Genomic DNA, 19,666 nt, shown 5'->3' with positions numbered 1-19,666 from the left:
ATGGGTTCTCGACGTATCGGCGGCCGCGCGCATCTGTGGCGGAACGCGGGCACGGTGCTGTCCGCCCTGCTGTTCTACTACTTCGTGCCGGTCGGGCTGGAACTCCCCGGCTTCTGGCCTACGCGGGTGGTCACGCTGGTCGCTTTCGTCGCCGGGGTGGCCGGTCTCTGCTGGCTGGCCTATCGCCGGATCGGCCAGTTCCTGGCCGCGAGGGACGATACCGGCCGCCGCGTCGACGGGTTGCTGTTCCTGATCACCCTCGTCGTGGTGTTCTTCGCGCTGTTCTACTACCTCCTCGAGCTCCGCCAGCCCGGGCAGTTCGCCGAGTTGCGCACCCGCAACGACGCGCTCTACTACACCGTCGCGACGCTGGGCACCGTCGGTTTCGGCGATGTGCACCCGGTCGGGCAGGCCGCCCGGGTGGCGACCACGGTGCAGATGGCCTTCGACCTGGTGGTGATCGGTACGCTGCTGGCCGTGACCACCACCGGAATCACCCGGCGGTTGGATCGCACCGATGTCGGTGGCCCCCGGTAACCTGAGGCCGTGCCCGAACTACCGGAGGTGGAGGCGCTGGCGCAGTTCCTGCGGGAGCACGCGGTCGGCGCGGTGGTGGGGCGGATCGATATCGCGGCGCTCAGCGCGATCAAAACCTTCGATCCGCCGGTGACGGCGCTGTCGGGGCGGGATGTGACCGGCGCCGGGAGATGGGGGAAGTTCCTCGGGATGGATTGCGGGGGTCTGTGGCTGATCACCCATCTGTCCCGGGCGGGCTGGCTGCGCTGGACCGATACCCCGAGCGTGAGTCCGCCCAAACCGGGGCGCGGTCCGCTCGCGTTGCGGGTGCACTTCTTCACCCCCGAGGGCGCCACCCCGGCCTTCGATCTCACCGAGGCGGGCACCAAGAAGCGTCTCGCCGTCTATATCGTGAACGATCCGGCGCAGGTTCCGGGAATCGCCCGGCTCGGGCCCGACGCGCTCGCGGTCACCGAGCCGCAGTTCGCCGAGCTGCTGGCCGACGCGTCCGGGCGGATCAAGAACGTGCTGGTCGATCAGACCGTGCTCGCCGGCATCGGCAACGCCTACTCCGACGAGATCCTGCACACCGCCAAGATCTCACCCTTCGCCACGGCCAAGACGATGCCGGCGGCGAAGATCGCCGACCTGTACGCGGCGATGCGCACCGTGCTGGCGGATGCCGTGGCGCGGTCGGTGGGGCAGGACGCCGCCCGGCTCAAGGGCGAGAAGCGTTCGGGAATGCGGGTGCACGCCCGCACCGGACTGCCCTGTCCGGTATGCGGCGATACGGTCCGCGAGGTCGCTTTCACCGATCGCTCGTTCCAGTACTGCCCCACCTGCCAGACCGGTGGCAAAATCCTTGCCGACCGCCGGATGTCACGCCTACTCAAGTAGGCCGTGCTGTCCGTCGGCTCGGGTCGCCCGAAGCGGGGTACCCGGGCCCGTACGGAGATGTTGCCGCGGAACGGGCGGCCGCTTCAGTCGGTTCGTTTCGAATCGGGTTCCGCATCGTCCGCACTGCCGGACACCTCGTCCACGACCTGCGCGGCCGTAGCGGCGGCGGTCGCGGCGATCGGGTGTTCGGCGGCGACCGTGTCGAGCAATGTCCCCTCGGTTTCGGGCTCGGACTCGGCGGCCGCTTCCGCGTCGTCGGCCGGGAGAGCCGGCCCACCGGCCTCGTCCGGGACCAGCTGCGGTGCGCGGACGCCCGCCCACAATTCGCGCCGGGCGCTGTCCGGGTCGTTGTCCACCCGGCCCGGCGCATCGATGATGAGCGTGCTGCGTTCCTGTTCGGTATAGCGCGGCCAGGACGGCAGCGGTTCGCCGGTGCGGGCGAAATGCAACCAGTTGTTCTGGACCTGGCGGGTCACCGCGAGCAGACCGCGACGGCTGCCGCCGGCGGTGAGGGCCCGGCTCCACGGTTCGTAGACCGTGCCGAAGGTGGGCAGTAGATCGGTCCCGTGTGTGGCGCCCACTTTGTAGAGCTGGAACAGCCGGGGTGCGTAATCGTAGCGATAGGAGTAGGTGGGGGAGTGACGGCTGTGGCCCTCCGCCACCGCCACCGAGGGCCGCCAGAAGAAGTAGTCGCCGCCCGCGCGCATCGCGGCCTGTTCGGCCGGGAAACCCGGATAGGTGGAGAACACCCGGGGGTAGAGGTCGGGTCCGGCGGACGAGAGTGCCTTCTTGAGGCGTTCGGGGCGGGTGGGCAGCGTATCGGTGAAGCGGTTGAACAGGGCGCCCTCGTTACGGCAGGTGCCGATGATCAGCGGGACCCGGTGGGTGTGGCCTTCGGTGAAGGCGTCGATCGGCGTGCGCGGCAACAACTCGCCGTCGGCAACCGGCGCGGCCGGGAAGAACCCCGGGAATTCCGTCATCGCCGCATTCGACGCCCGGTTGAACGCGCGACGGATATCGTGCGGGTCGGCGGCGCGCAACGCGTGATTCGCGTCCTCGGGGGCGATACCGAGCCGGTCGAGGACGCGGCGCGCGAATTCCCGCGATTCGGCGACCGTCAACCCCCAGTCCGCGGGTGGGCTCTGGGCGATACCGCGGTGGAACAAGCCTTCCGCGGCGGGCGTCGCCAGCAGGCTCAATACCGCGTGGGCGCCCGCGGATTCGCCGAAGATCGTCACATTGTCCGGGTCGCCCCCGAATTCGGCGATATTGGCCCGTACCCAGCGCAGCGCCGCGATCTGGTCACGCAGACCGAGATTGGAATCGTAGGGGCTGTCCGGTGTGGAGAACTCGCTGAAATCGGCGTATCCGAACGCGCCGAGCCGATAGTTGATCGACACCACGAGCACATCCCCGTCGGCCGCCAGCTGGACACCGGAGTAGAGGCGCAGTGCCGAAGTACCGAACAGGTAGCCGCCGCCGTGGATGAACACCATCACCGGGCGCGGCCGCACCGATGCGGTGGCGGGAGCCACGACATTCAGTGTCAGTGAATCCTCGCTCATCTCCTGAAGCTTGCGCGGACCGAGCCGCACTCCGAAGGTCGGCTGGATACCGGCGGCGCGGAAATAGGTCGCGTCGCGGATATCGGGCCACGGCCGCACCGGCTGGGGCGAGCGGAATCGCAGGTCACCGACGGGGGGCGCGGCGTACGGCAGCGACCGCCAGTACATCACGCGCCGACCGCGGCGACCGCGGACCACACCGTCCGTTGTCGTGATCTGTTCGGTTACGCTCATCTACCCGATCGTAATGACGAGCGATCGGTCTCCAACAGGCGTAACCAGAATTCACTGATCGCGGGAAAAGCGGGCACCGCGTGCCACAGGGCGTCCAGTGGGACGCGTCCGGCGACCGCGATGGTCGCGGCATGCAACTGTTCGCCCACATCGGGGCCCACGAAGGTGGCGCCGAGCACTGTGTCGGTGGCGGTGTCGATCACCAGCGCGGCGCGTCCGGTGTAGTCGTCGCGGGCCAGCGCCGAACCGGCGACCGCGATATCCAGTTCCACGGTGCGGATCTCATGGCCGGCTTTCCGGGCGGCCGCGGCGGTGAGCCCGACGGCGGCGACCTCGGGATCGGTGAACACCACCTGCGGTACCGCATGGTGGTCGGCAGCCGCCCGATAGCGCGGGCCGGTCAGCGACCGGCCCGCAGCGCGCGCGGAGATCACGTCCCCGCACACCCGGCCCTGGTATTTGCCCATATGGGTGAGTGCGGCGCGGTGGTTGATATCACCGACCGCGTACAGCCATTCCCCGGGGGCGCCGGACACCGTCAGCCGATCGTCGACCGCGACGTATCCACCGGGAAGGCCCACTGTTTCCAGGCCGATCTCGCCGGTGTTGGGCACCCGCCCCGCCGCCACCACGATCTCGTCGGCGACGAGCGTGGTCTCCCCGTCCGGACCCTTGGCGTGTACCGTGACGGCGCCGCCGTGGATCCGGCCCTCGCCGTGGTCGACGGCCGCGGGGCGGGTCACCCGCAGCGGCCGGGTCCCGAACCGGATCTGCACCCCCTGCGCGGTCAGCGCGGAGGCGACGTACTCCCCGGCGAACGGTTCCACACCGGTGAGCAGCCGGTCCCCGCGGACCAAGACGGTCACCTCGGCGCCGAGCGCCGAGAGCCAGGTGGTGGCCTCACAGGCCACCACACCGCCGCCGATCACGATCACTCGTTTCGGGATCTCGTGCAGGTTGGTGGCGTCGCGGGAGGTCCACGGCAGGGCCTCGCGCAGACCGGGGACGTCCGGGACGGCCGCATGGGTCCCGGTGGCCAGCACCACCGCCGAGCGGGCGCGCAGTACCCGGTCGCCGACCCGTACCCGGCGTTCCCCGTCGAGCCGGCCGCCGCCGCGGATCACCTCGATACCCTGCTGGGCAGCCCACTCGACCTGACTCGAATCGTCGTGGTCGCCGTTGTGGGCATGCACGAATTCGTCGCGCCGGCGCAGCACTTCGGCGGTCTCCGGTCCTTCGGCCTCGATACCGGGCATGCCCAGCGCGGCCCCCAGCACATGGCCCGGGCGCAGCAGTGCCTTACTCGGGATACAGGCCCAGTACGAGCATTCGCCACCGACCTTCTCCGGTTCGACGATCGCCGCGGTGCGGTCGCTGCCGGCGATGGCGTAGGCGGCCGCGTTCTCACCGGCCGGACCGCCGCCGAGGACGATGACATCGTATTCGGCGACCCGACCGTCCGCGGTGGCGTCGCTGTCGCTGCCGGGCATGCGGGGCTCCTTAGAGGGTGTCTGGGATCTCGGACTGCCGGGCCCGGGTCTGTGGGCCGGGCAGGGGTGCGTGTGCGCTGCCGGAGGGCTCGGTACCCGTGTTGTCCTGCGGTTCTGTTCGCGGTTTGGGCCGGTGTGCCGAGGCCATTGCCGCGTATCTCGCGATGTTGTCGGTGGCTTGTGTGATCGGCGATCCGGGTCGACGACGATGACACGCCGCGGTCGGTGACGTTGCCGGGCCTCGGGTAGTTGCGGGTCCGGGAGGACACCCGCCGCCCGCGCCGGATGCTCACCACCGGGCGGGCGAAAATTCTCAACCCCGCCCTGACATTGTCGGACCGGGTGTTCGGCTGCCCCTGCGGGTACCGCGCCGATCGGGAGCTCAATGCCGCAGTCAACCTCGCTGCCCGGCCGCAACTCCAGCAGGAAGACCCACCACGATCCCCGGACCTCCGAGCAGGGGGCCGGGTTACCGACGCCCGCCGCCGGGAAGGCACTGACCGGCACCCGATGGGTGCCGGTGCAACCGGCCCGGACGACGCGGGAACCAAGGCTCGTACCCCGGCCGGGGTACGAGCCGAGGACGCCCGAGAAGGGCGGTGCCCGATAACCCATCGAGTTGTCAGACATGCTGCGTTACTGTAGGTAGCCCTCGATCTGTCCCGCCGATCGCGGCTGGGCCTCGTCCGGTGGTTCGTCGCGATCGATCCGGGCCCGCCGCTGCCGCAGCAGATCCCAGCACTGATCGAGCATGACCTCCAGTTCGGCGAGTCGCCGCCGCTCCACGTCGGGATCGAGTTCCCCGCGCGAGGCCCGGGACCGCAGGTCGTGCTCGTGGTCGACGAGATCGGAGATCCGCCCGAGTATGTCCTGTTCGGTCATGCCGACCATGCTACGACTCCGATGCCCATCACCTGGTCATTCGGCCGGGCGCAGCAGATAGATGTCCATGATCCAGCCCTTGCGTTCGCGCAACTGCGTGCGCCGCCGCACGATATCGCCGGCGACCGCGCCGACCCGGCCCGCGATCAGGGTTTCGTCGGGCATCCCCAGATAGGCACCCCACCAGATGAACGTGTCGTCGGGGACGGTGGTGAACGCGCAGTCGGCGTCGAGCATGACCACCGTCGACCCGGCGCCCAGCCCGTCCTCGCCCAGGCGGCGCCCGGTGGTGATGTGCACCGGTTCGCCGATCCGGTGCAGTACGGTCCGGTGTCGGGCCGCGAGGGCGTGCACACTGGTGACCCCCGGGATCACGGTGTAGTCGAAGTCCAGGGTGCCCCGGGCCAGCACCCGTTCCACCATGCGCAGGGTGGAGTCGTAGAGCGCCGGATCACCCCAGACCAGGATCGCGCCGACCCCCTCGTGCGCCGCGAACGCCTCCTCCAGCAGCAGCGAACGCCGTTCGTGCCAGTCCAGCACTGTGCCGCGGTAGTCCGCGGGGTCCCGGTCGCGGGGCGGATCGGGGATCTCCACGATCCGGTAGGGACGATCGGCGTGTTCGGCGAGGATCGCGGTGCGCACCGCCACGAGTTCCTGTTTCTCGACGCCCTTGCCGATCACGAAGTAGACGTCGATCTCCCGGAGGGCCTTGATCGCCTGCATCGTCACCTGGTCGGGGTCGCCGGCACCGATACCGATCACATACAGCCTGCGCATGGGGTCAGCTTGGCAGGTCGAAGACGGAGCCGGGCGCCGGGTGCCGGAGAAGGCGCTCGCCCGAATCGATGGGGTGTAGCCCCGCCGGGGCGGCATCGGTGTCCCGGGGCGGCGGCACGACCTATCGGCCGCGAAGTAAGCTCGGCCCGTGGTCAGCGCAGCGAACAGTCAGGTCCCGGACCCGCGACACGCTCCGGACACCCAATACGAAGATCTGCTCCGGCTGGTGCTGGAGACGGGGACCGCCAAGGCGGATCGCACCGGAACCGGCACTCGCAGTGTGTTCGGGCACCAGCTGCGGTACGACCTGTCCGCGGGCTTCCCCTTGATCACCACCAAGAAGGTGCATCTCAAATCGATCGTGTACGAACTGCTGTGGTTCTTGCGCGGCGACTCGAATGTGCGGTGGTTGCAGGAGCACGGGGTCGGCATCTGGGACGAATGGGCCGACGCCGCGGGGGAGCTCGGTCCGGTGTACGGGGTGCAGTGGCGTTCGTGGCCGGCTCCCGACGGCCGGCATATCGATCAGATCGCCCAGGTGCTGCATACGCTGCGTACCGACCCGGATTCCCGGCGGATGCTCGTCTCGGCCTGGAATGTGGCCGAGCTGGACCGGATGGCGCTGGCGCCGTGCCATGCGCTGTTCCAGTTCTATGTCGCCGACGGCCGGTTGTCCTGCCAGCTCTATCAGCGCAGCGCCGATCTCTTCCTCGGCGTGCCGTTCAATATCGCGAGCTACGCGCTGCTCACCGTGATGGTCGCCCAGCAGGCCGGGCTCACACCGGGCGATTTCATCTGGACCGGTGGTGATTGCCATATCTACGACAACCACCACGAACAGGTGACCGAGCAGCTGACCCGCACGCCGTACCCGTTCCCGGTGCTCGAACTAGAACCCGCCGCCTCGCTGTTCGACTACCGGTATGAGGACGTGCGGGTACGCGACTACCGGCATCACCCGGGAATCAAGGCACCGGTGGCCGTGTGAACACGACCGGATCCGCGCGCGTGATCGGCCTGATCTGGGCGCAGACCCCCGACGGGGTGATCGGAGTGGACAACACCATCCCGTGGCGGGTGCCCGAGGATATGGCTCGGTTCAAGGAGACGACCGCCGGTCATCCGGTGGTCATGGGCCGCCGCACCTGGGATTCGCTGCCCGCCCGGTTCCGGCCGCTGCCGGGCCGGCGCAATATCGTCGTGACCCGGCAGCCCGGCTGGTCCGCGGCCGGGGCGGAGGCGGCCGCGTCGGTCGAGGCGGCGCTGGCCTCGGCGGCGCCCGCGACGACATGGGTGATCGGCGGCGGCGAGATCTACCGGCTGGCGTTGCCGTATGCCGGCGAGCTACTGGTCACCGAGGTCGACACCGAGGTGGACGGTGACGCGCACGCCCCCGCCCTGGGTCCGGAGTGGTCGTCGGCCGATCCGGCGACCTGGCTCGAATCCATGGGCGGGCTACGCTACCGGATCCGGCGTTTCACCCGCGACTGACCGCCGGCATCCGGGTTCCGGTGGGCGCGAGCCGCGGAAAACGCCGGAACGGTGGAGCCCGGTCGGGCATACTCGGCTGTACGTCCCGCGATCACAGCCCGGTCGTGGGTATGCGGAGGCGAAAGGCTGTCCATGGACAAGAAATCGCTGACAGCGGTGGCCCGGCAGCAACTCAAGCTGGCCGCGACCGTGACCAGTGGTCGCAGCTCGCAGACCATCTACGGCGGTCACGCGAATTCGCTACGCCAGACCGTCGTGGGGTTGTGCGCCGGCCAGGGCCTGGCCGAACACGACAACAACGGTGAGGCCACCCTGCTCGTCCTCTCCGGCACGCTCACGCTGCACAGTGGGGACAACGAGTGGAAGGGGTCGGCCGGGGATCTGCTGGTGGTTCCGAGGGCGCGGCACAGCGTGCAGGCCATCGACGATGTGGCCTTTCTGTTGACGGTCGCCAAGTAGGCAGCCCGGGTCACACGCTTGTCGGTCCCGCGCCGGTAATGTGATCGGCTATGGGGCAGCCGCAGCCGATTCTCGAACCGCTCACCCCGGCCGCGTATTTCCTGGTCGCCACCATCGACCCCGGTGGTGAGGCGGCGGCACGGGATCTGCTCGCCGAGCTGCCCGGTCTGCGCCGGGCCATCGGATTCCGGTTGCCGGGCGCCGGGCTGGCGTGTATCAGCGGGGTCGGGTCCACCGCCTGGGACCGGCTGTTCGGCGGGCCGCGCCCGGCCGAACTGCATGAGTTCCCCGGGTACGAGGGACCGCTGCACCGGGCTCCCGCCACGCCGGGCGATCTGCTTTTCCATATCCGCGCCGAAGTGCACGACGCCTGTTTCGAACTGGCCATGGCGATCGGCGACCGGCTGGCCGATATCGGCACGATCGTCGACGAAACGGTCGGTTTCCGCTATTTCGAACAACGTGACCTGCTCGGTTTCGTCGACGGCACCGAGAACCCGGAGGGCGGTCTGCCGGATACACCCGCCGGCCGGGCCGCGCTGATCGGCGCCGACGACCCGGATTTCACCGGCGGCAGCTATGTGATCGTGCAGAAGTACCTGCACGATCTGACCGCCTGGCGGGCGCTGCCGGTGCAGGAGCAGGAACGGGTGATCGGCCGCACCAAACTCGAGGATTTCGAATTCGACGACGAGGTGAAACCCCCGGACTCGCATATCGCGGTGAACCAGGTGATCGAGCCCGACGGCACAGAACGGGAGATCCTGCGCGCGAACATGCCGTTCGGCAGTGTCCGCGACGGTGAGTTCGGCACCTACTTCGTGGGCTATTCGGCGACCCCCCGGACCACCGAGATCATGCTGGAGCGGATGTTCCTCGGGACCGATGAGGCCACCCACGATCGCATCCTGGATTTCTCCACCGCGGTCACCGGCACCCTCTTCTTCGTTCCGCCCCGAGATTTCTTCGACGATCTGCCCGACCCGCCGGAGGAAGCCGTGGCGGTAGATCCGGGCCCGCCGCCGGCCGCCGACGGTTCCCTCGGTATCGGCACGTTGAAAAGGAGCAGCACCGTATGAACAACCTGCATCGCGAACTCGCGCCGATCACCGACGCGGCCTGGGCCGTTATCGAGGAGGAGGCGACGCGTACCTTCAAACGGCACAATGCCGGCCGCCGGGTGGTCGACCTGTCCGGCCCGCACGGCACGGACTATTCGGCCCGCGGGCTCGGCCATACGACGCCGATCGACGCTCCGCACGACGGTGTGCAGGCGCGGCAGCGGGTGGTGGCGCCGCTGGTCGAGTTGCGGGTGCCGTTCACGCTTTCGCGCGAGGAACTCGACAATGTCGAGCGCGGCGCTCAGGACACCGACCTGGACCCGGTGAAGGACGCCGCCCGCAATATCGCCTTCGCCGAGGACCGGGCCGTATTCGAGGGTTACGCGGCGGCCGGTATCACCGGTATCCGGGCCGCCTCGTCGAACCGGTCGATCGCGCTGCCCGAGGATGTGTTCGGGGTGCCCGAGGTGATCGCCCTGGCGGTGAGCCAGTTGCGGCTGGCCGGTGTCGACGGACCGTATTCGGTATTGCTGAGCGCCGATCTGTACACGAAGGTGAGCGAGACCTCCAACCACGGTCATCCGCTGCGTACCCACCTGGAACGACTGGTTCCCGACGGGGAGATCATCTGGGCGCCGGCCATCGACGGGGCGTTCGTGCTCACCACCCGCGGCGGTGACTTCGATCTCACCGTGGGCCAGGATCTGTCCATCGGTTATCTGGCCCACGACGCCGAAACTGTCCAGCTCTATTTCCAGCAGAGCATGACCTTCCACGTGTACTCGGCCGAGGCCGCCGTCGCGCTGTTCTGAGCGGGTGACCAGCGTCGGCGGAGCCGCCATCGATTGTCCGGTACCGTGTGGCCGGCACCAGTTCGCGGGATGAACGGAGTCGGTATGCAGAGGGTGCACGCTGGTGTCGTGCCCACCGCTCGGGTGCTGGGTTACGGTCTGGCCGGAGTCGCGGTGGTCGTCGCGGTGACCGTCCCCACGGTGCTGCTGTTCGGGCCCGCCCGGGTGTTCACCGGGATCGTCCTCGGCGCGATTCTCGCCGTGGCCGCGCTGTTCGCGCTGTTCACCCGGGACACGGTGATCCTCACCGAGGAGGCGATCCAGCGGCGGACGCCGTGGTCGGCGACCAGTATCGATTGGGAGCGTGTGGTGGCCGGCCGTTTCGGCCTCGACGAGGACGCGCGCTGGTCGCTCGCGCTGGATCTGACCGGGAGTGAGGAACCGCACAGTGAACTCGTGCTGCTCTCGATTCCCCCGGTCCGCGGGCCGGTCTCGGGAGCCTACGAACTGCGTAAGCGCGAACAGGTCAATGAGATACGAAACATGTTGCGCCATAAACGGATTCCGGTCACCGTGCTGCCGGATATAGCCGGTGCGCTGGAGCAGCACTGGCAGATCGCCCCGCCGACCCGCTGAGTGTTTCCGGTACATGCCCGCGCCGGCCGGACGGGCACGATTCCCGGACCGCTGCCACCATGGACGATGGTCTGCCGCATAAACAGAGGAGAGCACAGAGCAATGGTCCGCTATGCCCGGGCGCTTGCGGGGGTACTGACACTGGTTGCGGCGCTGTGCGCCGGACTGCCGGGGGCCGTCGCACGGGCGCAGGCGGCCTGGTATCCGGGGCGTCTGCTCTCGGCCGGACTGCTCGACCGGCCGTGGGCCGGGCTCGACGGTGTGCGGCGCATCGAATACGTCACCACCGGCCCGGGCGGTGAACTGGTTCCCGCCGCCGCCCTGGTACGCATTCCTGAGGGGACGGCCCCGGAAGGGGGCCGCCGGGTGGTCGCCTGGGACCACGGCACCTCCGGGCTCGCGCAGAACTGCGGTCTCACCGGCTCGGAGGAACTCGAACGGGACACCGGCCCGACCGTGGCGCGCTTCAACGACGCCGGATACGCCGTCGTCGCCCCCGACTACATCGGGCTGAGCCCCAATTCACCGGGTCCCCATCCGTATCTGCACACCACGAGCGAGGCCACCGCCACCATCGACGCGGTCCGCGCCGCCCGCTCCGCCTACCCCGGCCTCGCCCCGAGCTGGGCGGTGGCCGGGTGGTCGCAGGGTGGGCATGCCGCGCTCGGCACCGGCCGGCTCGCTCCCGAGTACGCCCCCGAACTCGATTTCCGCGGTACCGCCGCCTTGGCCCCGGTCAGCAATCTGGAGAGCATGTTCCTGCGTTCGCGCCCGGATCAGCCCGAGCTGCCCGGATATGTGGGCCGGTCCGCGCCCATGGTGCTCGCCGGTATGGTCGGCGCCCGGCTGGGCCCCGAGGTCGGCGACTTCCTGACCCCGCAGGGCCGCAAGTTCATCGCCGGAATCAGCGCCGGCTGCAGTGCACAGGCCGAGGCCATGCTGTACACCACGGAGATCGGCTCCCTGGTATCGCGCCCCCTCGACGACCCGGATTTCGCGTCGGTGGCGCGCGACTATATGAGCGTGCCGATCAGCGGCTACCAGGATCCGATTCTGGTCGTCCACGGCACCTACGACACCGTCGTCCCGCTACCACTGACCCTTGCGCTGATGGGGCAGTTCGCCCTGAACGGCACGCAGCATATGGTCCAGATCCTCGAGGCCGGCCACGAAGACCTGGAGGAGAACGGCGGCCTCGACCACACCCTCACCTTCCTCGACAAAGTGCTCCCGGCCGACTGACCACTCAGACGAACGCCCGTTCGATGATCGCCGTCGTATCCACGCCAGTGGGCAGGGTCCCGAACGCGGCGCCCCAGTCCGCACCCAGCCGGGACGCGCAGAAGGCGTCGGCGACCGCGCGGTGGCCGTGCCGGACGAGCTGGGCGCCCTGTAGGACCAGCGCCATCAACTCGACGATCCGGCGCGCCCGGTACTCGATATCGCTGCGATCGGCCAGTTCCTTGCCGACCAGGTCGATCGCGCGGTCCAGATGCGGGTTCTCGCCGCGCGCCCGGGAGACCTCGGCGAAGTACGCCTCCACGGTCTCGGGCTGGGTGCCCATCGCGCGCAGGGCGTCGAGCGCGGCCACATTGCCCGATCCCTCCCAGATCGACATGAGCGGCGCCTCCCGGTACAGCCGTGGCATCCCGGATTCCTCGACGTAACCGTTTCCACCGAAACATTCCAGGGCCTCGGCGGCGTGTGGGGCCGCGCGTTTGCATACCCAGTACTTGGTCACCGCGAGCGCGATCCGGCGCAGCGCGGCTTCGCCGGAGTCCGCCGCGGCGCGATCGGTGGCCCCGGCCAACCGCAGCATGACCGTGGTGGCGGCCTCGGATTCGAGCACCAGATCGGCGAGCACATTGCGCATCGCGGGCTGATCGACCAGCGCGGCACCGAACGCCTTCCGGTGGCGGGCGTGGTGCACCGCCCGTACGGCGGCCGTGCGCATCCCGACCGCGGACCCGATCACGCAGTCGAGACGGGTCATGTTGACCATTTCGATAATGGTCTTCACCCCGGCGCCCTCCGCGCCGACCGGCCAGCCGATCGCGTTCTCGTATTCGATCTCCGCGGACGCGTTCGATTTGTTGCCCAGTTTGTCCTTGAGCCGCTGGAGCCGGATCGGGTTGCGGGAGCCGTCGGGCAGCACTCGCGGCAGTAGGAAACACGACAGCCCGCCCGGCGCCTGGGCCAGGGTGAGGAACATATCCGACATCGGTGCCGAGGTGAACCATTTATGTCCGACGAGCCGATACGTGCCGTCGGGTTGCGGGGTCGCGGTGGTGGTGTTGGCCCGGACATCGGACCCACCCTGTTTCTCCGTCATCGACATACCGGCGATGAGCCCCGCCTTGGTGGATGGTTCGCGCAGCCCGAAGTCGTAGGCGCGAGCGGTGAGCAGCGGTTCATATCGCGCCGCCAGTTCCGGATTGTGCCGCAGTGCCGGAATCGCGGCGTAGGTCATGGAGACGGGACACATGTGCCCGGCATCGGCGGCGCCCCAGACGTAGAACTTGGCGGCCCGCGCCACATGGGCGCCGGCCCGGTTGTCGGCCCACGGGGCGGCGTGCAGCCCGTGTTCGACCGCCACCGCCATCAGCTCATGCCAGTACGGATGGAATTCCACCTCGTCGACGCGGTTGCCGTAGCGGTCGTGGGTGTGCAGGACGGGTGGATACTCGTTGGCGAGCCGGCCCCACTCCTGAACCTGCTCGGTACCGGCGAGCGTGCCGAGTTCACGCACTTCCGCCTCTGCCCACCCGGCGCCCTCCCGGTGCAGACCGGCCAGCAACGCCGGGTCCCGCGAGACCTCGAACGGAGTGATCGGCGGAACCTGGTTGACAACGTCGTGCGTGAGCATCCATCGATTATGCGTCCTATGTCACATGGCGGACCTTCGGGGGATCGGGACCGGTCGGTATCGATGGCACCCGTCCTTCCGGGTTCGTGGCCGAGAACAGCCACACGGATGGGCGCCGCCGAGATATTCCACATCGCCGACGCCCTCTCCGCGACCCACGGCCGTCCGCGTCACCAGGCTCCGCCTCGACGAACGAGGGGTGGTGATCGGGCCGGTCACGTGCCGGCCTCGGCTGGATACCGGCGGCGGATGCGGTGCCGTGCGCGGCGTCCCGGAAACAACGGTTAACCTGTGCGGATGCGGCGCTTGAGCGTTGTCGACGAAATCTTCCTGCGCACCCATCAGGGGCTCGGCACCCCGATCGCGCTCCAGGGCCTGTGGCGCACCGCGGGGGCGGTGGAACCCGAAGTTCTCGCACAACTGCACGGGGCATTACGCAGCGGGCCGCTCGCCCGCCGGGTGATCCGGCCCCGGGTCCCGGGCGCTCGGGCGCGGTGGCAGCGCAACGATCGCGCTCATCGGCTCGACCGGCACCATACGGCACTCATGCCCGCCGAGATCCCGTACTGGGCCGACGCGTGTGGTGCCGACCTGGATCCCGAACACGGTCCGGGCTGGCGGCTGTCGGCGGCGCCACTTACCGACGGGGGCACGATCGTGGCCCTCACCTGCTCCCATGTGCTCGCCGATGCCCGGGGGCTGATCCTCGCGGTGGAACAAGCACTCGAGGCGGTGAATCCGGTTCGCGCGGTGGATATCCCGCGAGCCCGGCCGGGGACGGCGCCGGGCGGCGAGGTCGGGGGCGGTTCGGATTCGGACTGGCTCGATGCGGCGCGTATCTGGGCGACGGTGGGGCTTGGTGGTGTGCGGGCCGCCGCGGCCCGGATACCGCGTGGAATCCGAGGGCCCGGAACCGGCAGATCGGCCGCCGGACGTCCACGGGTAGCGCCCGGGGCCGGAGGTATTCCACGTACCGCGCACGCTCCGGCCCGCCTCATCGCCGGGCCGGGGCTCGACCGCTCGGCTCGAGCCGAGCGACCTGCCGGGTACGCCGCGCGCGCAGCGGAACTCGAACCCGTCGGTCCGTCCGGACCTGCCGAAATCTCCATCCACGCCCCGCTGAACGAACCCGCGCTGATCTTCCGCTGCCCGGCGGCGGCCTGGGCGGCGGTCGCCGCGAAATATGGAGGTACAGCCAACAGCCTGTTCATCTGGCTCGTCGCGAACACGCTGTGGGCCGCTGGTTTTCCCGGTGCCGAGATCGCGGCGAGCCTGCCCGTGGACACCCGGGAGGAACCCGGGATCGACAATGATCTGGCGGTGACCGAGATCGCGGTGGCCTCGGGGGATGGTCCGGCCGAAATCCGCGCGAAGAGCCGGTCGGCCTACGAGCGGCGGATGACCAGCCCCGGGGGACTACCGGAGGAGTTCCTCTACCTGGTGCCCGACAAAGTGGCCCATCTGCTGTCCCGGGGAGCGGGAGAACGCGACATCCTGTGCTCGAATATCGGCGCGATCCCGTCGGCGCTGTCCACCCTCGGGCCGTACGAGTGCACCGGTATCGCCACCCGGGCCGTTCATCCCGGCCTCGACTACGCGCGGCGGCCGCGCACCCGGCTGTCCGGCTACCTGTGCCGATTCGGGGACGACCACGTTCTGACCGTCGCGAGTCTCTACCCGGAACAGGTGGCCGATGCGGCCGCACTGCACCGGCTGGTCACCGCGACCGCCGCGCGGGTGGATCTGCCGATCCGGCCGTGGTGAGCGTCAGCGGTTGGTGCGGTACCAGCGGATCAGCGCGTCGGTGGACGAATCATCCTGCGGTGCGGGTTCTTCCGGATCGGTGAGCAGTGGGGCCAATGCGAGGGCCTGCTGTTTGCCCAGCTCCACACCCCACTGGTCGAAGCTGTCGATCCCCCAGATCACACCCGCCACGAACACCTGGTGCTCATACAGCGCGATCAGCTGGCCCAGCACCGCGGGGGTGAGCCGGGGCGCGAGGATCGTGGTGCTGGGCCGGTTTCCGGGCATTACCTTGTGCGGTACCAATTCCGGCGGTGTGCCCTCGGCGGCGATCTCCTCGGCGGTCTTCCCGAAGGCCAGCACCTTGGTCTGCGCGAACAGATTGCTCATCAGGATGTCGTGCATACTGCCGGTGCCGTCGCGGGTGGGCAGATCGTCGGTCGGCTGGGCGAAACCGATGAAATCGGCGGGAATCAACCGGGTGCCCTGGTGCAGGAGCTGGTAGAAGGCATGCTGACCGTTGGTGCCGGGTTCGCCCCAGAAGATCTCGCCGGTGGTGGTGGTGACCGGGGTACCGTCCGCTCGCACCGATTTACCGTTCGACTCCATCGTGAGCTGCTGCAGATAGGCCGGGAAGCGGGCGAGATCGTTGGAGTACGGCAGCACCGCGCGCGACTGCGCGCCGAAGAAGTTCGCGTACCACACGCCGAGCAGAGCCAGCAGGGCCGGCGCGTTCTCCGCCAGCGGCGCCGTGGCGAAATGGCGGTCCATATCGTGCATACCGGCGAGGAATTCGGCAAACCTGGCCGGACCGATCGTCACCATGACCGACAGGCCGATGGCCGAATCCACCGAATACCGGCCGCCGACCCAATCCCAGAAGCCGAACATATTGTCGGTGTCGATACCGAACTCGGCGACCCGCCCGGCGTGCGTGGACACCGCGACGAAATGTTTCGCCACAGCGTCCGGGCCGAGCGCGTCGACCAGCCAGCGACGCGCGGCGGTGGCGTTGGTCAGCGTCTCCAGGGTCGAGAAGGTTTTGGAGGCCACGATGAACAGGGTGGTCGCCGGATCCAGATCCGCCAGTGTGGCCACCAGATCGGCGGGATCGACATTGGAGACGAACCGCGCACCGATACCGGCGTCCGCGTAGTGACGCAGCGCCTGATGCACCATCACGGGGCCGAGATCCGAACCGCCGATACCGATGTTCACCACCGTGCGGATGCGCTCACCGGTCGCACCGCGCCAGTCGCCCGAACGCACCGAGTCGGCGAAGGCACCCATCCGGTCGAGTACCTCGTGTACGGCGGCGACCGCGTCCGCGCCGTCGATGGTGAGGGAACTGCCCTTCGGCAACCGCAGGGCGGTATGACCCACCGCCCGGTCCTCGGACGTGTTGATGTGTTCACCACGCAGCATCCGGTCGCGCTGCGTCTCCACACCCGCTTCCCGGGCCAGTTCCACCAGCAATTGCAGGGTCTCCCGGGTGACGCGATGCTTGCTGTAGTCGATTCGCAGCTCACCCGCGGTCAGCGTGAGATCCCGGCCGCGCGGCGGATCTTCGGCGAACAGATCCCTCAGTTGTAGGGCGGCGATCGCAGTGTGGTGATCGCGCAATCTCTGCCATGCCGCCGATGCGGTTATGTCGACGCTCACACTGGCCGAGCGTACAACCCACGGGCCCCGGCCGCAGGCGCGGCCGGGGCCCGTGGCGGGTCCCGGCCGCCGGACGAAGGCGAACGAAGGTGGTTGCCCACCGGTAACTCCGGCGGGTCGGGTGCGGCTCTCAGGTGTCTTTCGTCCGATCTGGATGGGGTCTGCGTTCGTGGTCGGGGCCCGCCCCTGGCTCCGGAGCGACAGAGCGAAGGAGCGAAGCGGTTGAGCGTGTGCAGTCGACAGTCCAGAGGCCGGTGACCAGTGAGCACTTATCGAGTCGTGCGCCTCCCCAGGCCGGTCGAGGCCGGCACGCACCTTCCGCCTGTTCCGGATGGTCTACCTCAATGGTCGGGACCCGCCCCGGGTTCTGGACCGACGGAGCGAAAGAGCGCAGCGACTGAGCGGAGCAGGAAGAATCGGGGTTACCGGGCCCCGACCCGCCCCGCCGGAGGCGGAGCAATAGACACTGTTTTCTGCTGGTTCCGCGCATAGGCTGGCCGGTATGGCATCGGAAACCGAAGTACTCGCATCCGTCCCGAAGCAACTGTGGATCGGCGGACCCGTCGACGCCACCGGCGGGGGCACCTTCGCGGTGCACAACCCGGCGAACGGCGAGGTGCTGGCCGAGGTGGCGGACGGGACTCCGGAGGACGCCGTGCGGGCCCTGGACGCCGCGGTCGCGGTTCAGGCGGACTGGGCCGCGACCCCGGCCCGCGAGCGCGGGGAGATCCTGCGGGCGGTCTTCGAACGCATCACCGCGCGCGCCGAGGAATTCGCCCTGCTGATGACCCTGGAGATGGGCAAGGCTCTGCCGGAGAGCCGTAACGAGGTCCGCTACGGGGCCGAGTTCTTCCGCTGGTTCGGCGAGGAGGCCGCGCGTATCCACGGCCGCTATCTGCACGCACCCTCGGGCACCGGCCGCATCCTGGTGCACAAGCAGCCGGTCGGTCCCTGTCTGGCGATCACGCCGTGGAACTTCCCGCTCGCGATGGGTACCCGCAAGATCGGCCCCGCGCTGGCGGCGGGCTGCACCATGATCGTGAAACCGGCCTCGGCGACCCCGCTCACCATGCTGCTGCTGGCGAAGTTGTGCTCCGAGGCCGGTCTGCCCGACGGCGTGCTGTCGGTGATCACCTCCCGCCGATCCGGCGCGGTGACCCAGCCGCTGCTCGACGATCCCCGGTTGCGCAAGCTCACTTTCACCGGATCCACCGAGGTCGGTCGCACCCTCGTCGAGAAATCCGCGTCCGGCCTGCTGCGCACGTCGATGGAACTCGGCGGGAACGCGCCGTTCGTGGTGTTCGACGACGCCGATATCGATGCGGCCGTCGAAGGGGCCCTGCTGGCCAAACTGCGCAACGGCGGTGAGGCGTGCACCGCGGCCAACCGGTTCCACGTGCAGCGCGCGGTGGTCGAGGAGTTCACCGATAAGTTCGTGGCGGCGGTCAACGCACAGGTCCGGCTGGGCCCGGGTACCGATCCGGACACCACCCTCGGCCCCCTGGTCAGCGAGGATCAATTGAACACCGTCGCCGAACTGGTCGACGACGCGGTCGGTGCGGGCGCGTCGGTCCGCGTCGGAGGGAAAGCTCCGAGCGGTCCGGGCTGGTTCTATCCGGCGACCGTGCTCACCGATATCCCCGCGGGGGCGCGGATCCTCCGCGAGGAGGTTTTCGGCCCGGTGGCGCCGATCGTCGCCTTCGACACCGAGGAAGAGGGGCTGGCCGCCGCCAACAACACCGAGTTCGGGCTGGTGAGCTACATCTACACCCGGGATCTCGACCGGGCGCTGCGGGTGGCCGAGGGGCTGGAGAGCGGAATGGTGGGGGTGAACCGCGGGGTGATCTCGGACCCGGCGGCCCCGTTCGGCGGCGTCAAGGCGTCCGGTTTCGGCCGGGAAGGCGGTACCGAGGGGATCGAGGAATACCTGTCGACCAAGTACATCGCCATGACGTGACAGACAGTACGAACCGCCCTGGGGCGTGGTCACCCGGGGCGGTTCGTGAGGTTGCGGCGGTCTGTGGGCCGCCGCGTCGGTTTCTGTGGGGCCTAGCGGCCCAGACGTCCGCGTCCGAGACGCAGCAGCAGCATCGCCAGGGTGTGACCTTCCTGACCGAGTTCGCTGAAGCGCTCGAGCACTTTCATCTCCCGGCTGTGCACCAGGCGGGTGCCCCCGGAAGCCATCCGGGTCTGGCCGATGATCCGCGAGACCTCTGATCGGCGCTTGATGGCCGCAAGGATCTCCGCATCGAGCCGGTCGATCTCCTTACGGAGCTTCTCGATCTCGGCTTCGGTCCGAGGGAGCTCCGAGTCCGTGTCGGTAGTCGAACCCGACCCGGTCGCCGTAGCGGGTGTGCTCATTTCTCATCTCCTCGTGTCAGAACCTGGATCGGCGCCGAGGCGCGTCGTATTACCGATCCAGAGCTCTTCCACCGCGTGAAAAAGACCCGGCGGGTCTGGTAGTGCCGTTCCCCCGTCCCGTTCGAGCCTCAGGTGCCCGGTCTGCGGCCCAGCTGTCCACACAACCGGCGCGGATGTTTCGCTGAAGGGCAAACCATATTGCCAGTTTGCCACGGCAACCGATGTATGCAAAACG

Annotated in this window: 18 protein-coding genes; 11 read left to right on the top strand and 7 right to left on the bottom strand. The window is 68.9% G+C overall.

The window, feature by feature from the left end:
• Positions 1–537 (top strand): potassium channel family protein, encoded by a 537-nt coding sequence (locus tag ACQPYS_RS26010; RefSeq protein WP_063037469.1) that lies wholly within the window; start codon positions 1–3, stop codon positions 535–537.
• A 9-nt stretch (positions 538–546) separates the two neighbouring features.
• Positions 547–1,413, top strand: a complete 867-nt coding sequence (locus ACQPYS_RS26005; RefSeq protein WP_433491081.1) for an Fpg/Nei family DNA glycosylase — start codon at positions 547–549, stop codon at positions 1,411–1,413.
• 83 nt (positions 1,414–1,496) lie between these two features.
• Here ACQPYS_RS26005 and ACQPYS_RS26000 read toward each other — a convergent pair whose 3' ends face one another.
• The 4 genes from ACQPYS_RS26000 to cobF form a co-directional block, all read right to left on the bottom strand.
• Positions 1,497–3,212, bottom strand: a complete 1,716-nt coding sequence (locus tag ACQPYS_RS26000; protein ID WP_433491080.1) for a carboxylesterase/lipase family protein — start codon at positions 3,210–3,212, stop codon at positions 1,497–1,499.
• Positions 3,209–4,702, bottom strand: a complete 1,494-nt coding sequence (locus ACQPYS_RS25995) for a dihydrolipoyl dehydrogenase family protein (RefSeq protein ID WP_433491079.1) — start codon at positions 4,700–4,702, stop codon at positions 3,209–3,211. The genes ACQPYS_RS26000 and ACQPYS_RS25995 overlap by 4 nt, the downstream gene beginning before the upstream one ends.
• A 636-nt stretch (positions 4,703–5,338) precedes the next feature.
• Positions 5,339–5,584, bottom strand: a complete 246-nt coding sequence (locus ACQPYS_RS25990) for a DUF2630 family protein (protein WP_433491078.1) — start codon at positions 5,582–5,584, stop codon at positions 5,339–5,341.
• A gap of 36 nt (positions 5,585–5,620) precedes the next feature.
• The gene (cobF, locus tag ACQPYS_RS25985; RefSeq protein ID WP_433491077.1) at positions 5,621–6,361 is read right to left on the bottom strand and encodes a precorrin-6A synthase (deacetylating); all 741 of its coding nucleotides are present in this window, start codon (positions 6,359–6,361) and stop codon (positions 5,621–5,623) included.
• Between the two features lie 148 nt (positions 6,362–6,509).
• Between cobF and ACQPYS_RS25980 the strand changes: the two genes are divergently transcribed.
• The 7 genes from ACQPYS_RS25980 (at position 6,510) to ACQPYS_RS25950 (ending at position 12,041) form a co-directional block, all read left to right on the top strand.
• On the top strand, positions 6,510–7,349 hold the full coding sequence (locus ACQPYS_RS25980; RefSeq protein ID WP_431940049.1) for a thymidylate synthase: 840 nt from the start codon (positions 6,510–6,512) through the stop codon (positions 7,347–7,349).
• Complete coding sequence (locus tag ACQPYS_RS25975; RefSeq protein ID WP_433491076.1) at positions 7,346–7,852, top strand: dihydrofolate reductase; 507 nt, start codon at positions 7,346–7,348, stop codon at positions 7,850–7,852. Before ACQPYS_RS25980 ends, ACQPYS_RS25975 begins: the two co-directional genes overlap by 4 nt.
• A 132-nt stretch (positions 7,853–7,984) precedes the next feature.
• Positions 7,985–8,311: a cupin domain-containing protein gene (locus ACQPYS_RS25970; protein ID WP_063036952.1), complete on the top strand. Its 327-nt coding sequence runs from the start codon at positions 7,985–7,987 to the stop codon at positions 8,309–8,311.
• Between the two features lie 50 nt (positions 8,312–8,361).
• Positions 8,362–9,390: a Dyp-type peroxidase gene (locus tag ACQPYS_RS25965; RefSeq protein ID WP_433491075.1), complete on the top strand. Its 1,029-nt coding sequence runs from the start codon at positions 8,362–8,364 to the stop codon at positions 9,388–9,390.
• Positions 9,387–10,184 (top strand): family 1 encapsulin nanocompartment shell protein, encoded by a 798-nt coding sequence (locus tag ACQPYS_RS25960; RefSeq protein ID WP_063036956.1) that lies wholly within the window; start codon positions 9,387–9,389, stop codon positions 10,182–10,184. The genes ACQPYS_RS25965 and ACQPYS_RS25960 overlap by 4 nt, the downstream gene beginning before the upstream one ends.
• 84 nt (positions 10,185–10,268) lie before the next feature.
• Positions 10,269–10,799 carry a hypothetical protein gene (locus ACQPYS_RS25955; protein WP_433491074.1) on the top strand — a complete coding sequence of 177 codons (531 nt, stop codon included), beginning with the start codon at positions 10,269–10,271 and terminating at the stop codon, positions 10,797–10,799.
• Between the two features lie 102 nt (positions 10,800–10,901).
• Complete coding sequence (locus ACQPYS_RS25950) at positions 10,902–12,041, top strand: lipase family protein (RefSeq protein ID WP_433491073.1); 1,140 nt, start codon at positions 10,902–10,904, stop codon at positions 12,039–12,041.
• A gap of 4 nt (positions 12,042–12,045) precedes the next feature.
• On the opposite strand, the gene ACQPYS_RS25945 is transcribed toward ACQPYS_RS25950, so the two are convergent.
• A complete protein-coding gene (locus ACQPYS_RS25945) occupies positions 12,046–13,665 on the bottom strand; it encodes an acyl-CoA dehydrogenase family protein (RefSeq protein WP_433491072.1) in 1,620 nt (539 codons plus the stop codon).
• A gap of 297 nt (positions 13,666–13,962) precedes the next feature.
• Between ACQPYS_RS25945 and ACQPYS_RS25940 the strand changes: the two genes are divergently transcribed.
• Complete coding sequence (locus ACQPYS_RS25940; RefSeq protein ID WP_433491071.1) at positions 13,963–15,429, top strand: hypothetical protein; 1,467 nt, start codon at positions 13,963–13,965, stop codon at positions 15,427–15,429.
• A 3-nt stretch (positions 15,430–15,432) separates the two neighbouring features.
• Here ACQPYS_RS25940 and pgi read toward each other — a convergent pair whose 3' ends face one another.
• Entirely contained in the window at positions 15,433–17,070 is a 1,638-nt protein-coding gene (gene pgi / locus ACQPYS_RS25935; RefSeq protein WP_433491070.1) for a glucose-6-phosphate isomerase, read from the bottom strand.
• Positions 17,071–17,572: 502 nt separating this feature from the next.
• On the opposite strand from pgi, the gene ACQPYS_RS25930 reads away from it, so the two are divergent.
• Positions 17,573–19,027, top strand: coding sequence for an NAD-dependent succinate-semialdehyde dehydrogenase (locus ACQPYS_RS25930; RefSeq protein ID WP_431940057.1), 1,455 nt, complete (start codon positions 17,573–17,575; stop codon positions 19,025–19,027).
• Positions 19,028–19,119: 92 nt separating this feature from the next.
• Here ACQPYS_RS25930 and ACQPYS_RS25925 read toward each other — a convergent pair whose 3' ends face one another.
• Positions 19,120–19,431: a chorismate mutase gene (locus ACQPYS_RS25925; RefSeq protein ID WP_063036966.1), complete on the bottom strand. Its 312-nt coding sequence runs from the start codon at positions 19,429–19,431 to the stop codon at positions 19,120–19,122.
• Between the last annotated feature and the right edge of the window lie 235 nt (positions 19,432–19,666).

This window comes from Nocardia grenadensis (assembly GCF_050942415.1).
GTDB classification, from domain to species: Bacteria; Actinomycetota; Actinomycetes; order Mycobacteriales; family Mycobacteriaceae; genus Nocardia; species Nocardia grenadensis.
The sequence above is the reverse complement of the archived record's forward strand: the minus strand, read 5'-3'. Positions and strand labels throughout refer to the sequence as shown.

Coding starts and splice junctions, on each gene's coding strand:
- ACQPYS_RS25990 (WP_433491078.1), bottom strand. CDS start 5,584: ATGACCGAACAGGACATACTCGGGCGGATCTCCGATCTCGTCGACCAC.
- ACQPYS_RS25930 (WP_431940057.1), top strand. CDS start 17,573: ATGGCATCGGAAACCGAAGTACTCGCATCCGTCCCGAAGCAACTGTGG.
- ACQPYS_RS25940 (WP_433491071.1), top strand. CDS start 13,963: ATGCGGCGCTTGAGCGTTGTCGACGAAATCTTCCTGCGCACCCATCAG.
- ACQPYS_RS26010 (WP_063037469.1), top strand. CDS start 1: ATGGGTTCTCGACGTATCGGCGGCCGCGCGCATCTGTGGCGGAACGCG.
- ACQPYS_RS25995 (WP_433491079.1), bottom strand. CDS start 4,702: ATGCCCGGCAGCGACAGCGACGCCACCGCGGACGGTCGGGTCGCCGAA.
- ACQPYS_RS26000 (WP_433491080.1), bottom strand. CDS start 3,212: ATGAGCGTAACCGAACAGATCACGACAACGGACGGTGTGGTCCGCGGT.
- ACQPYS_RS25955 (WP_433491074.1), top strand. CDS start 10,269: ATGCAGAGGGTGCACGCTGGTGTCGTGCCCACCGCTCGGGTGCTGGGT.
- ACQPYS_RS25950 (WP_433491073.1), top strand. CDS start 10,902: ATGGTCCGCTATGCCCGGGCGCTTGCGGGGGTACTGACACTGGTTGCG.
- ACQPYS_RS25925 (WP_063036966.1), bottom strand. CDS start 19,431: ATGAGCACACCCGCTACGGCGACCGGGTCGGGTTCGACTACCGACACG.
- cobF (WP_433491077.1), bottom strand. CDS start 6,361: ATGCGCAGGCTGTATGTGATCGGTATCGGTGCCGGCGACCCCGACCAG.
- ACQPYS_RS25965 (WP_433491075.1), top strand. CDS start 8,362: ATGGGGCAGCCGCAGCCGATTCTCGAACCGCTCACCCCGGCCGCGTAT.
- ACQPYS_RS25945 (WP_433491072.1), bottom strand. CDS start 13,665: ATGCTCACGCACGACGTTGTCAACCAGGTTCCGCCGATCACTCCGTTC.
- ACQPYS_RS25970 (WP_063036952.1), top strand. CDS start 7,985: ATGGACAAGAAATCGCTGACAGCGGTGGCCCGGCAGCAACTCAAGCTG.
- ACQPYS_RS25960 (WP_063036956.1), top strand. CDS start 9,387: ATGAACAACCTGCATCGCGAACTCGCGCCGATCACCGACGCGGCCTGG.